The organism is Curtobacterium sp. MCBA15_007, assembly GCF_001864905.1.
GTDB classification, from domain to species: Bacteria; Actinomycetota; Actinomycetes; order Actinomycetales; family Microbacteriaceae; genus Curtobacterium; species Curtobacterium poinsettiae.
Genome location: NZ_MJGM01000078.1, coordinates 23,676 through 36,902, shown reverse-complemented (window position 1 = coordinate 36,902; position 13,227 = coordinate 23,676). Strand labels below are relative to the sequence as shown.

Sequence of the window (13,227 nt, the reverse complement as noted above, 5' to 3'; positions counted from 1 at the left end):
GAGTTCACGTGGCAAACGTGCTGGAGAAGGTCCTCCGCATCGGCGAAGGACGAACCCTCCGTCGGCTGAAGGCGTACGCCTCGGCCATCAACGACCTCGAGGACGACTTCTCGAGCCTCACCGACGAGGAACTCCACGACGAGACCAAGGAGCTGCGCGAGCGGTACGCCAACGGCGAGACCCTCGACGACCTCCTGCCCGAGGCGTTCGCCGCCGTGCGTGAAGCCGCGAAGCGCACCCTGGGCATGCGGCACTTCGACGTGCAGCTCATGGGGGGCGCGGCCCTGCACCTCGGCAACATCGCCGAGATGAAGACCGGTGAGGGCAAGACCCTCGTCGCGACGACCGCCGCGTACCTCAACGCGATCCCGTCGCGCGGCGTGCACGTCATCACGGTCAACGACTACCTGGCCTCGTACCAGTCCGAGATCATGGGCCGCGTCTTCCGCGCGCTCGGCATGACCACCGGCTGCATCATCGCGAACCAGAGCCCGCCCGAGCGTCGCGAGCAGTACGCCGCCGACATCACCTACGGCACGAACAACGAGTTCGGCTTCGACTACCTGCGCGACAACATGGCGTGGCAGGCCTCGGACATGGTGCAGCGCGGCCACTTCTTCGCCGTCGTGGACGAGGTCGACTCGATCCTCATCGACGAGGCCCGGACGCCGCTCATCATCTCCGGTCCGTCGTCGGGCGAGGCCAACCGGTGGTTCACCGAGTTCGCCTCGATCGCCACGCGCCTGACCCCGGGCGAGGACTACGAGGTCGACGAGAAGAAGCGCACCGTCGGCGTCCTCGAGCCCGGCATCGAGAAGGTCGAGGACTACCTCGGCATCGACAACCTGTACGAGTCGGCGAACACCCCGCTCATCTCGTTCCTGAACAACTCCATCAAGGCCGTCGCCCTGTTCAAGAAGGACAAGGACTACGTCGTGATGAACGGCGAGGTGCTCATCGTCGACGAGCACACCGGCCGCATCCTGATGGGCCGCCGCTACAACGAGGGCATCCACCAGGCGATCGAGGCCAAGGAAGGCGTCGAGGTCAAGGCCGAGAACCAGACCCTCGCCACCGTCACGCTGCAGAACTACTTCCGCCTGTACCAGAAGCTCTCCGGCATGACCGGTACCGCCGAGACCGAGGCGGCCGAGTTCATGTCGACCTACAAGCTCGGCGTCGTCGCCATCCCGACGAACAAGCCGATGCAGCGCATCGACCAGACGGACCTCGTCTACAAGAACGAGAAGTCGAAGTTCGAGCAGGTCGCCGAGGACATCGCGGAGCGTCACGAGAAGGGCCAGCCCGTCCTCGTCGGTACCACGAGCGTCGAGAAGTCCGAGTACCTGTCGAAGCTCCTCGCCAAGCAGGGTGTGAAGCACGAGGTCCTCAACGCCAAGAACCACGCCCGTGAAGCCGCGATCGTCGCCCAGGCCGGTCGCTTCGGCGCTGTGACCGTCGCGACGAACATGGCCGGTCGTGGTACCGACATCATGCTCGGTGGCAACGCGGAGTTCCTCGCCGTGCAGGAGATGCACGCCAAGGGCCTGTCGCCGACCGAGACCCCCGACGAGTACGAAGCCGCGTGGGACGACGTGTTCGCCCGCGTCAAGGCCGAGGTCGAGGAAGAGGGCGACAAGGTCCGCGCAGTCGGCGGCCTGTACGTGCTCGGCACCGAGCGCCACGAGTCACGCCGCATCGACAACCAGCTGCGTGGTCGTTCCGGCCGCCAGGGTGACCCGGGCGAGAGCCGCTTCTACCTGTCGCTGACCGACGACCTGATGCGCCTGTTCAACTCCGGTGCCGCCGAGAGCCTGATGGGCCGCTCGAACGTCCCGGACGACCTGGCGATCGAGAACAAGCTCGTCGGCCGCGCGATCCGGTCCGCCCAGTCTCAGGTCGAGGGCCGCAACGCCGAGATCCGCAAGAACGTCCTGAAGTACGACGACGTCCTGAACCGTCAGCGTGAGGCGATCTACAGCGACCGCCGCCACATCCTCGAGGGCGACGACCTGCACGACCGCGCGCAGGCGTTCCTCAAGGCGGTCATCGACGACGTCATCGACACCCACACGGGCGAAGGCTCCCCGGACGACTGGGACCTCGACGCCATGTGGACCGAGCTCGGCACCCTCTACCCGATCTCGATCTCCATCGACGAGGTCATCACCGAGGCCGGCTCGAAGGGCAAGGCGTCGCGTGACTTCCTGGCCCGCGAGATCCTCTCCGACGCCAAGCTGGCCTACCAGCAGCGTGAAGAACTCCTCGGCGACGAGGCGATGCGCGAGCTCGAGCGTCGTGTGGTGCTCTCGGTGATCGACCGCCGCTGGCGCGACCACCTGTACGAGATGGACTACCTGAAGGACGGCATCGGCCTCCGCGCGATGGCGCAGCGTGACCCGCTGGTCGAGTACCAGCGCGAGGGCTACGCACTGTTCCAGACGATGATGGGGCAGATCCGCGAAGAGTCCGTCGGCTACCTGTTCAACCTCGAGGTCCAGGTGCAGTCCGACGGCGAGAACGCGGTCATCGAGGCCAAGGGGCTCGGCGAGGACGAGGTCTCCGGCCTTGAGTACTCGGCACCGTCCATCGACGGCGAGGTCGAGGTCCGCGACGAGAAGGGGCGCCTCGAGCAGGCCGCCACCGCTCGTGCGCAGCGTGCCCAGGCCGAGGCCGAAGCGGCTGCCGAGCCGGAGCAGGGCTCCGCGTTCGGCAACGCGGCCACGGCCTCCGGTCAGGCTGCGGCGAGCAACCGCGCCGAGCGTCGACAGGCCACCAAGAAGAACTAGCGTCCCGCGCGCGAGCGCATCGTGAGCAGCAATGGTCGGGTCCCGCGTCGGGACCCGACCATTGCTGCTCACGATGCGTGCCGCCTGCCGGATGGGAGGCCCGTGGCGGCGCCGCCACGGGCCTCCAGGTCGGCAGCGGGCACACCTACAGGACGCCGATGGCGGTCGCCTGCCACCGACCGTGCCGCGTCTCGAGGCGCATCGCGACCGCTCGCGCGTGGCTGCGCGTGTGCACGATGACCGTCGCCTCTGCGACGCCGTCCGCGGGGCGGCAGACCAGGACGCTGCCGACCCGGAGCACCGGGCGCCCTCGGGCCCGCTGGCCGGATCCCCGGGCGTGCGCCGCCACCGCGGCCCGCTGCTGCAGGTGTCGCTGCACGTCGTCGCTGATCCACCGGGCGATGCTGTCGACCTCGCGTGCCCCGGTGAGCACCTCGGCGACGCAGAGCCCGAGCGCCCGAGCGGTCGACTCGGGCTCCGGGGGACCGGACGCCGCGGCTGGTTCCGGTGCCGGTCCCACGATCCGCAGGGGCGGTGGGTGCACCGCCGTCGTCTCGTGATCGATGCGGCGTGCCTGCTCTGCCACCCCTGCCCCTTCCGTCGTTGGAGCGAGCGTATGGGGCGTACGACATACGAAATACAACGCTGTCTACCCTGTGGAGAGGGCGACGTTCTCCACAAGGCGGCGGACCTAGACTGGCTGGGTGTCGACCCTCAGTGACCTCGTCCTCGCGCAAGGCCGTTCCTCGGAAGCAGACGTGGAGTGGCTCCACCTGCTCGTGGGGGACTGGCAGCTCCTCGCCGACCTATCCTTCGCCGACATGGTGCTCTGGGTCCCGACCGCCGAGGACGGCTCGTTCGTGGCCGTCGCGCACGCCCGCCCGAGCTCCGCGGCGACGCTGTTCTACCGGGACATCGTCGGGCAGGAGATCCGCGAGGAGTGGCGCGGCCAGGTGACCGAGAGCTTCGCTGGTTCCCGCGTCGTCGACTCCGCCGAGCCGGACTGGTACGAGGACACCCCGACCCGCGTCCGCGCGATCCCGGTGCTCCGCCGCCTGAGCCCGAAGAGCGCCGAGACCACCGAACGGCCGATCGCCGTCGTGACCCGGCACTCCAACCAGGACGAGATGCGGACCCCGAGCCGCCAGGAGCTCAACTTCACCGCGAGCGCGAACGACCTGTTCGGCATGATCGCGACCGGTGACTTCCCCGACCTCGGCGCACCGGCGGGCCCCCGCCGTGGGGCGCCCCGCGCCAGCGACGGCCTGCTGCGCCTGGACACCGCCGGCACTGTCACATTCGCGAGCCCGAACGGCCTGAGCGCCTTCAACCGGATGGGCTTCGAGGGGGAACTCGAGCGGAAGTCCCTCGCCGAGGTCACCACCGAGCTCATCGGCGCCCAGCTCGACGTCGACGAGTCCCTGCCGCTCGTGGTCACCGGCCGGGCGCCGTGGCGGGCCGACATCGAGTCGAAGGGCGTCACGGTGTCGCTCCGCTCGATCCCGCTCCGCGACCACGGTGAGCGCATCGGTGCCATCGTGCTGTGCCGCGACGTGTCCGAGCTGCGGCACCAGGAGCGCGAGCTCATCACCAAGGACGCCACGATCCGCGAGATCCACCACCGCGTGAAGAACAACCTGCAGACCGTTGCCTCCCTGCTGCGGATCCAGGCACGACGCACGCACTCGGACGAAGCGCGGACCTCGCTGCAGAACGCCATGCGCCGTGTCGCCGCCATCGCCGTCGTGCACGACACGCTGTCGAGCGGGCTCAGCCAGACGGTGGACTTCGACGAGGTGTTCGACTCGGTCCTCAAGTTGGTCACCGAGGTCGCCGCGTCGCACAACACGACCGTGCACCCGAAGAAGACCGGTGAGTTCGGGGTGCTGCCCTCCGAGGCTGCGACGCCGCTCGCCCTCGGCCTCACCGAACTCGTGACGAACGCCGTCGAGCACGGGCTGGACGGCCGCGACGGCGAGGTCGAGATCGTCGCCCGCCGTTTCGACGACCACCTGGAGATCGAGGTCCGCGACAACGGCGTCGGGCTCCCCGAGGGCAAGGTCGGGTCGGGCCTCGGGACGCAGATCGTCCGCACGCTCATCCAGGGTGAGCTCGGCGGCACCATCGACTGGCACACGCTGACGGGCAGCGGCACCGAGGTGACGATCAGCATCCCGTTCCGCTGGCTGACCGCCCCCGCCGCCTAGTCCGAGCGCCGCACAACACCGGTGTTCACCGGTCGAACACCCGTGTCCCGGTGTTCGATGCGTGAACACCGGTGTTGTGCATGACTACCCCCGCGCATGCCGATCCCCGCGCGCACGACGACGCCCGCCGTCCCCGAAGGGACGACGGGCGTCGTGGTGTCAGACGACCGGGGTCAGGACGCGCGGCGGGCGCGAGCGGCGCGACGCTTCAGCGCACGACGCTCGTCCTCGCTGAGACCACCCCAGACACCCGAGTCCTGGTTGTTCTCGAGTGCGTACTGCAGGCACATCTCGGTGACCGTGCAACGCGCACAGACCGACTTGGCCTTCTCGATCTGGTCGACGGCGGGCCCGGTGTTCCCGACGGGGAAGAAGAGCTCGGGGTCTGCGGTGAGGCAGGCAGCCTTGTCACGCCAGTCCATGTGTGGTGCTCCTTGATGTCGATGCTCGAACGGCAGGCCGGGGCCGTGGTTCGGGGGATCGGAACGCTGACCATGCATGCGGCATGGAGGGGACAACTGTGGGGAGGAGTCCGCATGAAGCGAATCTGACGCCCGCGAGACGCTCGGGGGAGGAGCGATGAACCACGGGAGACGCACACCACATCGTGCCGTCCAAACGACCTCCAATATCGTTCCATACTGGTAGGGCCAAATCAAGGGTTCCGATGCTGGAGGATCACTGTGCACGACGACACCCCGAACGACACCGAACCCTCCGCCCCCGTCGCGCGCCGGTCGCCGGCGATGCTGGGGTTGCTCGTCGTGGTCGGCCTCGAGTTCCTCGCACTGGCGGTCGTGACCGTCGTGCTGGTCGTCGAACTGCTCGTCGCGCCGGCCACGAGCATCGCGTCGGGCATCGCCCTCACCGTCCTCGTCGCCATCGCTGCGCTCTGGCTCGGTGCGCTGCTGAACGGCCTGTGGCACGGCCGGTCGTGGGTGCGCTCGGGCATCATCGTCTGGCAGGTCCTGCAGGGCGCCATCGCGATCGGGGCGTTCCAGGGCGTCTTCCGGGTCGCCGCGGTCGGCTGGGTGCTGCTCATCCCGGCCCTGCTCGGCATCACGCTGGTGCTGTCGCGGTCGGTGACGGCCGCGCTCGCGCGCCCGGTCGAGTAGACGGTCTGGTCCGCCACACACAGGAGGCCCGGTGCCGGTTCTCGGAACCGGCACCGGGCCTCCGGTGCGTGGCCGGCCCTCAGACCAGGCCGAGCTTCTTCCGCAGGCTCGCCACGTGCCCGGTGGCCTTGACGTTGTAGAGCGGCAGCTGCACGGCGCCGTCCTCGCCGACCACGATCGTGGAGCGGATCGTGCCGGTGACGATCTTGCCGTAGTTGTTCTTCTCGCCCCAGGCCGCGTACGCCTTGTGCACGGCGAGGTCGGGGTCGCTCAGCAGCGGGAAGGTCAGCGCCTGCTCGTGCTGGAACGCCTTGAGCTTCGCCTGGTCGTCCTTCGAGACGCCGAGCACCTCGTAGCCGGCGGCCTGCAGCGAGGACATGTTGTCGCGGAAGTCACAGGCCTCGGTGGTGCAGCCCGGGGTGGAGGCCGCCGGGTAGAAGTACACGATGACCTTCTTGCCGCGCAGGGCGGCCAGGGAGTGCTGGACGCCGTCCTGGTCGGGCAGCGTGAAGTCGGGGGCGGTGTCGCCGGGGACGAGACGGTCGGTCATGGTGCTCCTGTTCGCGTCGTGCGCCCGCGAGTGGTCGTGGGCGCGCGAAACCCATGCTATTGTTGATTCCCGTTGCGGCACGGAAGCCGGAACATGCACCTCTAGCTCAATTGGCAGAGCAACTGACTCTTAATCAGTGGGTTCTCGGTTCAAGTCCGAGGGGGTGCACCGCAGGACGAACGCCCCGGCTCATCGAGTCGGGGCGTTCGTGCGTTCCAGGGGTCCTCGCGCTCCGGCACCTGGACACGCCCGAGGTGCGTCGGAGTGCAGAAGTCAGTCCGGACCGGACATCGGTCTGACCGGACGTCAGCCGGTGGGGACGTTAACGATCCGTTCCTCGCCGACGACGGGTTCGAGCGCGCCGGCCGACGCCGCGGCGAGGTCGGCGGTCAGCGCCCCGAGCGCGTCGTGGGGGACCCACACCTCGAAGGTCGCCGCCTGCCCGTACTCGGTCGGGCCGAGCGTCGCGTGGTGGTGCCGGACCCAGTCGCGCAGCACGTTGTCGAGCCGCCCGGCATCGGCGTGGTCGACGTCGAAGCGCACCTGCGTCAGGGCCTCGCGACGAACGGGCACGGCGGTGTCGAGCGCTTCGGAGACCGAGGTCGAGTAGGCCCGGACGAGCCCGCCCGCGCCGAGCTTCACCCCGCCGAAGTAGCGCGTGACGACCACGACCACGTCGGTCAGGTCGCGACGGCGCAGGACCTCGAGCATCGGGACGCCGGCCGTGCCCGAGGGTTCCCCGTCGTCCGAGGAGCGGGCCTGGTCGCCGAGCACGCCCGTGACCATCGCCGTGCAGTTGTGCCGGGCGTCCCAGTACCGTCGGCGGACCTCGGCGATCACGCGGTCGGCGTCCTCGACGCCGGACACGGGCGCCACGGTGGTGATGAAGCGCGACTTCGTGATGACGATCTCGTGCTCGACGCGTGCCGCGACGGTGGCGGGGAAGCGGCGGGGCATGCCCACGAGGGTAACGGCGCGGTGTCGGGTGTCCGCGCTAGCATGGCGTCCACGCGCCGGACCGACACCCCGCGCGGACACGGCTGGGGAGGAGTCCGAGATGGACACGGGTGATCTGAAGGGCGGGGCGCTCGACGCCGCCGAGCTCGCGCGCCGCCTCAACCTGCTCCTCGACTTCGAGGAGTCCCAGCGCGGTGCCCCGGTGCCGTTCGCCTCGATCGAAGAATACGTCGCGGCCCACGGCGGCTCCCTGTCCCGGGCCAAGTGGACCTACATGCTCTCCGGCGACGGCCGCCGCAACCGCGACACCGAGCTCCTGCGCCTGCTGGCCGGGTTCTTCGAGGTCGACGAACGCTTCCTGCTCGAGGACAGCGAGGTACCGGAACGCATCGGCGCCCAGCTCGCCCTCGTCCGGTCCCTGCGGTCCGCCCGCGTGAGCGGCTTCGCGGCGCGGACCTTCCCCGGCGAACTGTCGCCCGACGCGCTCCGACGCATCGCCGAGGTGCTCGAGGAGGAATCGCAGCGGGGGAGCGTCGCATGACCGACGCGCTCGTCGACGCGTTCTGGGCTCGTGGTGCGGCAGAGGGCTGGTCGGACGTCGACCAGGCCGTCGCTGCCGCGGCCGAAGTCGTCGGCAAGCCGATCGTGGTGCGCGAGGAGTCGTTCCTGGCTGCCGAGCCCGTCTGCGGCTTCGTGGCCACGCTCGAGCACGCGCACCTCGTGATGATCTCGCCGACCGCGTCGCCGACCTTCCGGTCGTTCGTCATCGGCCACGAGCTCGGGCACGTCCTGCACCGGCACCAGGAGCACGCCCCGCAGAGCGCCTACATCCGTGACGTCATCCCCGACCTGCCCGAGTACAAGGTCGAACGGGCACTGGCCCGTGGGCTGTTCTCGAACACGTACGAGCACGAGGCCGAGGTCTTCGCCGACCGCCTGGCCACCGTGATCCGCCAGCACCGCGGCCGCCCGAGTGCCTTCCGCGGGGTCTTCGGGTGATCATCGCCGTCGTCCAGGCGGTGCTGCTCCTCGTCGGGACGATCGTGCTGCTGGTCCTGCAGCGCGGGCAGGACCGCACCCTCGCGTTCACGTTCCTGCTCTTCGCCGCCACCATCGTCACGAACGTCGACCCGCTGTACCGCTGGCTCGATCCGCGGCTCGGTGGGTTCAACGTCGTGACCGTGATCAGCGACTGCCTCATGGTGGCCGGCACGAGCACGCTGCTGTGGGGCGTGGCGAAGGCGGTCGGGGCGGCACGACCCTGGCTCCGGAACGCGGTCCTGGTGTCCTTCGTGGTGGTGGTCGTGGTGGTCCTCGTCGCGTTCACCGTGCTCGACAAGCCCGCGACCACGACGACCTTCATGCTCGACGCCGGTTCGCACCCGGCGGCCACGGTCTACTCGATCGCGCAGACCGTCTACCTCGGTGTGGCACTCGGCGCGACGGGGTTCATCTGCGTGCTGCGCCTGCGCGAGGCCCGGACGACCACGGACCTGGTGGGGTTGTGGGTCCTGATCCTCGGCGGCGTGCTCGGGGTCGTCCGCATGGTCGTGGTCGTCGTGATGGACGTCGCCCACGTCGTCGGTGACCTGCAGGTCACGCACGCGCTCTCGCTGCCCTACGACGTCACCACGCCGGGAGCGGTGCTGTGCGTGGCGTCCGGGATGCTCCTGCTCGTGTTCGGGCACCGGATCTCGCGCCGACGCCGTGCCCGCAGGGTGGACGCAGCGCTGCAGCGTCTGGCGCCCCTGCACGAGCGGCTCGGGGTGGACAACGCCTACCCGCCGACCGACGACCCCGCGACGCTCCTCAGCCGCCGCATCGTCGAGATCAACGACGGGGTCCGCGGTGCACGGGCGTCCCTGACCGAGTCGGAGCGTGCCGTCCTCGCCGATGCCGAGGCCGCCCTCGAGACCGCGTAGCCGTTCGGTGCTCGACGCTGTGGGGCATGCCGTGTACAGTCTGTAGCAAGTGCTACAGATCCTGTGGCCTCGCCGGGTCGGGACTCGGCCGCGTTGGGGGCGGCCGAGCACCACCTGCCCGGTCTCGTCCCGGTCGTGGGTTGTCTAGGATCGGACCGTGCTCGTCTTCGCCGCAGTCGTCCTGTTCCTCGGTGCCGTGTTCAACGTCATCACCTGGCCGCGCTTCTTCCAGCGCGTCGCGACGGACACGCGTGCCCGTGACGCCGCCGGCAAGCCGACGACGTTCTACACGGTGCACCTCGTGCTCCTGCTCGTCGCGCTCGCCATCGCCGTCGCCTCCGTCATCGCGGGGATCCTGCTGCTGGTCTGAGCCCGCGCAGGCGGGCTGCGCGGCCCTGGTCCGGACCACCGCCGGACAGGAGGCGCGTGGCGGTGCCGCCACGGGCCTCCTGTCCGCCCCTGGCCACGATCGCGGGCCGCTTCAGCCCTGCTTCAGCGGGGCACGGCAGGATCGGTGCCATGCGTGTGCTGGTGGTCGACGACGAGGTCCGGCTCGCCGATGGGGTGCGCCGCGGGCTCGAGGCCGAGGGGTGGGCGGTCGACGTCGCGAACGACGGCGTGGACGGCCTGTGGCACGCGCGGGAGTTCCGCTACGACGCGATCGTGCTCGACCTGATGATGCCCGGCCTGAGCGGCTGGGCCGTGTGCGCCCAGCTCCGTGCCGACGGTGACTGGACCCCCGTGCTGATGCTGACCGCGAAGGACGGCGAGTGGGACCAGGTCGAGGCACTCGACGCGGGGGCCGACGACTACGTCACCAAGCCGTTCTCGCACCCGGTGCTCGTCGCCCGGCTCCGGGCGCTCGTCCGCCGCGGCGCACGGGAGCGCCCCACGGTGCTGACGCTCGGCGACCTGGTGGTCGACCCCGCGGCGCGCACCGTGGCCCGGGGCGGGACCCAGGTCGAGCTGACCAGCCGCGAGTTCGCCGTGCTCGAGTACCTCGCACGGCACCCGGGGCAGGTGCGGTCGAAGCGGGACGTCATCGAGAACGTCTGGGACGTCGACTTCGAGGGGGACCCGAACATCGTCGAGGTGTACGTCGGGCACCTCCGCCGGAAGCTCGACCGGCCCTTCGGGCGTGCTGCGATCGAGACGGTCCGCGGCGCCGGGTACCGGTTGGCGGCCGACGGTGGCTGACGGGTCGAGCCCGGGCACGCGTCCGGGTGTGAGCGGGGCCGCGCCGACCCGACCACGGCGCTTCCGGTCGGTCCGCGCCCGGACCACCCTCGGCGCGGGGCTCGTCGTGCTCGCGGCCCTGGTCATCGGCGCGGTGGCGTTCGTCGTCGTGCTGCGGCTCGTGCTGCTCGACGGCGTGCGCACCTCGGCCGAGGCCGGGCTCGAGCAGGTGTCCTCCCGGGTCGAGGCGGACGGCGCGTCCGCGGTCACCGACTACGAGGACGTCCTGGTGCAGGTGATCGGCGACGGCGGAGCGGTCCTGGCGCACGGCGAGGACGCCGACGGCGACGCCCTGCCCACCGCCGACGAGTCCCGGTGGTCCCACGACGGTGAACGGTGGCTGCTCGTCGCGGACGACGTGGACCTGCCGGGCGGCGGCGAGGCGACGCTCGTCTACGGCGCCTCGCTCGACCAGGCCGACACCGCGGTCCGCACTGCCGTCGCGCTCCTCGCCGTCGGGGTGCCCGTGCTCGTGCTGCTGCTGGTGGCGGTCACCTGGGCCGTCACCGGGCGGTCGCTGCGGCCCGTGGAGCGGATGCGCACCGAGGTCGAGACGATCCGTGCCGCCCACCCGGACGCTCGGGTCGAGGTGCCGGACACCGGTGACGAGGTCGCCCGGCTCGCGACGACGATGAACGCGATGCTCGACCGCCTCGACCGGTCCGCGGAGAGCCAGCGGCGGTTCGTCTCCGACGCCTCCCACGAGCTCCGGTCACCGATCGCGTCGATCCGGCAGCACGCCGAGGTCGCCGTCGCCCACCCGGAACGCTCCGACGTGGCCGACCTCGCCGACGTCGTCAGGTCCGAGGCGGTGCGCCTGCAGGACCTCGTCGCCGGGCTCCTCGAGCTCTCCCGCCTCGACGAGGGCGGGATCCGGGCACGGCGCCCCGTCGACCTCGACGACCTCGCCCTCGACGCCGTGGCCCGCGCACGAGCACGGGCCACGACCGGGGCAGAGGCCGGGGCCTGGTCCGGACCGGACGGCGCCGTGCGCGCGGTCCGGGTGGACGGCTCGGCGATCTCGGCGGCGCGGGTCCTCGGCGACGAGCGCGTGCTGGCCGGAGTGGTCCGGAACCTCGTCGACAACGCCGTCCGGCACGCGAGCACCCGCGTCGCCGTCTCGCTCACCGAGCACCACGGCTCGGCGGTGCTCACGGTGGACGACGACGGCGCCGGCGTGCCCGAGGGCGAGCGGGAACGCGTCTTCGAGCGGTTCGTCCGTCTCGACGAGGCCCGCAGCCGCGATGCCGGCGGCGCGGGCCTCGGGCTCGCCATCGTGCGGGACGCCGTCCGTGCGCACGGTGGCGACGCGACCGTCGTCGCGTCGCCACTCGGCGGCGCCCGGTTCGTCGTCCGCATCGCACTCGGCGGCTGAACAGGTCGCTTCAGGCCTGCTTCAGCACCCCGACGAGATGCTCGTCACATGAACTTCCGCACCCAGCACCAGAAGCCCTCCGCCCGCCGCGTCGCCGCGTTCGCCGCCCTGCCGATCGTGGCGGCCCTCGCCCTCACCGGTTGCGCCAGCGACGACTCCGACGACGACACGGGCTCGGCCGGCTCCGGCTCGGTCGGCTCGTCGGCCACGGACTCCGCCGGCAGCGGCAGCGGCACCGGCAGCGGCAGCGGCGACGGCTCGTCCTCGCCCGGCGCGGCGGCGGTCGGCTCGAACAAGGCCCTGCTCGCAGCGGTCGCCACCGCACGCGGCGAGGTCGGCTCGGGCACCGTCATCTCGGTCGAGCAGGAGCAGGGCGCCTCCGCCTACGAGGTCCTCGTCGTGACGAAGGACGGCACCGAGCACGAGGTGCACACGAACGCCGACGGCACCTCGGTCGCCGGCACCCCGCAGACCGAAGCCGGCGACGCGGACGACACGGCCGAGCACGAGCGCTTCGTCACAGCCGCCGACCTGAGCGTCAAGCAGGCCGTCGACGCCTTCCAGGACCTGCACGCCGGGACCGTCACCGAGCTCGGGCTCGACGACCACGTCGGCACGGTGGTCTGGGAGGGCGACGTGCTCGACTCGTCCGGCACGAAGCACAGCGTGCGCATCGACGCCGGCTCCGGTGACGTCGTCACCGACCGCGTCGACACCGACGACTGACCCTGCGTCCTCAGGACTCCAGCGGGGGCCCGAGCACCTTCCGGATCGCCAGCGCAGCGAGCTGCTCGTCCGGGGTGTCGAGCAGCACCCGGTAGGTCTCCTGCTCCGCGACGAACTCGACGCAGACCGCGTCCTCGTCGCACGGCCCGAGGCGCCACCCCTGCACGGCGTCCATCGGCACCACCGTGCGTGCCTCGCGCTGGTAGTCGGTCTCGGCCTCGAGCCGGTCCGCGAACACCCGGAGGCGTCCGAACGCACCCCGCCAGCTGAGCTGCAGGTCGAGGGTGGGGGAAACAGAACGGTCCGGCACCCGCTGATGGTAGCGACGGGTGCCGGACCGTTCGTGATCG

The 13,227-nt window shown here is 70.8% G+C and carries 15 protein-coding genes and 1 tRNA gene; 11 read left to right on the top strand and 5 right to left on the bottom strand.

Translation table 11 applies throughout. The annotated features are described in order from the left end of the window. Positions 1–8 precede the first annotated feature (8 nt). Entirely contained in the window at positions 9–2,789 is a 2,781-nt protein-coding gene (gene secA, locus BIU95_RS15815; RefSeq protein WP_056070934.1) for a preprotein translocase subunit SecA, read from the top strand. 145 nt (positions 2,790–2,934) lie between these two features. Here the strand turns inward: secA and BIU95_RS15810 are convergent, their stop codons facing one another. Beyond that, entirely contained in the window at positions 2,935–3,375 is a 441-nt protein-coding gene (locus BIU95_RS15810; protein ID WP_083389414.1) for an Rv3235 family protein, read from the bottom strand. Positions 3,376–3,493: 118 nt separating this feature from the next. Here BIU95_RS15810 and BIU95_RS15805 point away from each other — a divergent pair, with 118 nt between their 5' ends. Further along, positions 3,494–4,996, top strand: a complete 1,503-nt coding sequence (locus BIU95_RS15805; protein ID WP_042538784.1) for a sensor histidine kinase — start codon at positions 3,494–3,496, stop codon at positions 4,994–4,996. A 173-nt stretch (positions 4,997–5,169) separates the two neighbouring features. Here the strand turns inward: BIU95_RS15805 and BIU95_RS15800 are convergent, their stop codons facing one another. After that, a complete protein-coding gene (locus tag BIU95_RS15800) occupies positions 5,170–5,418 on the bottom strand; it encodes a WhiB family transcriptional regulator (RefSeq protein ID WP_017888820.1) in 249 nt (82 codons plus the stop codon). 261 nt (positions 5,419–5,679) lie between these two features. Here BIU95_RS15800 and BIU95_RS15795 point away from each other — a divergent pair, with 261 nt between their 5' ends. Continuing rightward, entirely contained in the window at positions 5,680–6,111 is a 432-nt protein-coding gene (locus BIU95_RS15795; RefSeq protein WP_071252148.1) for a hypothetical protein, read from the top strand. Positions 6,112–6,190: 79 nt separating this feature from the next. Here the strand turns inward: BIU95_RS15795 and bcp are convergent, their stop codons facing one another. Then, a complete protein-coding gene (gene bcp, locus BIU95_RS15790) occupies positions 6,191–6,661 on the bottom strand; it encodes a thioredoxin-dependent thiol peroxidase (protein ID WP_071252146.1) in 471 nt (156 codons plus the stop codon). 95 nt (positions 6,662–6,756) lie between these two features. Here bcp and BIU95_RS15785 point away from each other — a divergent pair. Then, positions 6,757–6,829: transfer RNA gene (locus tag BIU95_RS15785), tRNA-Lys, on the top strand. A gap of 138 nt (positions 6,830–6,967) precedes the next feature. On the opposite strand, the gene BIU95_RS15780 is transcribed toward BIU95_RS15785, so the two are convergent. Then, entirely contained in the window at positions 6,968–7,624 is a 657-nt protein-coding gene (locus BIU95_RS15780) for a YigZ family protein (RefSeq protein WP_082509606.1), read from the bottom strand. Positions 7,625–7,718: 94 nt separating this feature from the next. Here BIU95_RS15780 and BIU95_RS15775 point away from each other — a divergent pair, with 94 nt between their 5' ends. The 7 genes from BIU95_RS15775 (at position 7,719) to BIU95_RS15745 (ending at position 12,877) form a co-directional block, all read left to right on the top strand. Beyond that, positions 7,719–8,159: a hypothetical protein gene (locus BIU95_RS15775; protein WP_017888824.1), complete on the top strand. Its 441-nt coding sequence runs from the start codon at positions 7,719–7,721 to the stop codon at positions 8,157–8,159. Continuing rightward, a complete protein-coding gene (locus tag BIU95_RS15770; RefSeq protein WP_071252144.1) occupies positions 8,156–8,617 on the top strand; it encodes an ImmA/IrrE family metallo-endopeptidase in 462 nt (153 codons plus the stop codon). The genes BIU95_RS15775 and BIU95_RS15770 overlap by 4 nt, the downstream gene beginning before the upstream one ends. Continuing rightward, positions 8,614–9,540 carry a hypothetical protein gene (locus tag BIU95_RS15765; RefSeq protein ID WP_071252142.1) on the top strand — a complete coding sequence of 309 codons (927 nt, stop codon included), beginning with the start codon at positions 8,614–8,616 and terminating at the stop codon, positions 9,538–9,540. The genes BIU95_RS15770 and BIU95_RS15765 overlap by 4 nt, the downstream gene beginning before the upstream one ends. Before the next feature lie 157 nt (positions 9,541–9,697). Next, on the top strand, positions 9,698–9,910 hold the full coding sequence (locus BIU95_RS15760; protein WP_056070944.1) for an SCO4848 family membrane protein: 213 nt from the start codon (positions 9,698–9,700) through the stop codon (positions 9,908–9,910). Positions 9,911–10,059: 149 nt separating this feature from the next. Further along, positions 10,060–10,737 (top strand): response regulator transcription factor, encoded by a 678-nt coding sequence (locus tag BIU95_RS15755; RefSeq protein ID WP_017888828.1) that lies wholly within the window; start codon positions 10,060–10,062, stop codon positions 10,735–10,737. After that, the gene (locus tag BIU95_RS15750) at positions 10,730–12,151 is read left to right on the top strand and encodes a cell wall metabolism sensor histidine kinase WalK (protein WP_254783394.1); all 1,422 of its coding nucleotides are present in this window, start codon (positions 10,730–10,732) and stop codon (positions 12,149–12,151) included. Before BIU95_RS15755 ends, BIU95_RS15750 begins: the two co-directional genes overlap by 8 nt. Positions 12,152–12,199: 48 nt before the next feature. Continuing rightward, positions 12,200–12,877: a PepSY domain-containing protein gene (locus BIU95_RS15745; RefSeq protein WP_071252138.1), complete on the top strand. Its 678-nt coding sequence runs from the start codon at positions 12,200–12,202 to the stop codon at positions 12,875–12,877. A gap of 10 nt (positions 12,878–12,887) precedes the next feature. Here the strand turns inward: BIU95_RS15745 and BIU95_RS15740 are convergent, their stop codons facing one another. Next, the gene (locus BIU95_RS15740) at positions 12,888–13,187 is read right to left on the bottom strand and encodes a hypothetical protein (protein ID WP_042538775.1); all 300 of its coding nucleotides are present in this window, start codon (positions 13,185–13,187) and stop codon (positions 12,888–12,890) included. Positions 13,188–13,227 lie beyond the last annotated feature (40 nt).

What these genes read in the sequence shown, in the direction of transcription:
- BIU95_RS15800 (WP_017888820.1), bottom strand. Translation starts at nt 5,418, where the DNA reads ATGGACTGGCGTGACAAGGCTGCCTGCCTCACCGCAGACCCCGAGCTC.
- bcp (WP_071252146.1), bottom strand. Translation starts at nt 6,661, where the DNA reads ATGACCGACCGTCTCGTCCCCGGCGACACCGCCCCCGACTTCACGCTG.
- BIU95_RS15775 (WP_017888824.1), top strand. Translation starts at nt 7,719, where the DNA reads ATGGACACGGGTGATCTGAAGGGCGGGGCGCTCGACGCCGCCGAGCTC.
- BIU95_RS15770 (WP_071252144.1), top strand. Translation starts at nt 8,156, where the DNA reads ATGACCGACGCGCTCGTCGACGCGTTCTGGGCTCGTGGTGCGGCAGAG.
- BIU95_RS15755 (WP_017888828.1), top strand. Translation starts at nt 10,060, where the DNA reads ATGCGTGTGCTGGTGGTCGACGACGAGGTCCGGCTCGCCGATGGGGTG.
- BIU95_RS15745 (WP_071252138.1), top strand. Translation starts at nt 12,200, where the DNA reads ATGAACTTCCGCACCCAGCACCAGAAGCCCTCCGCCCGCCGCGTCGCC.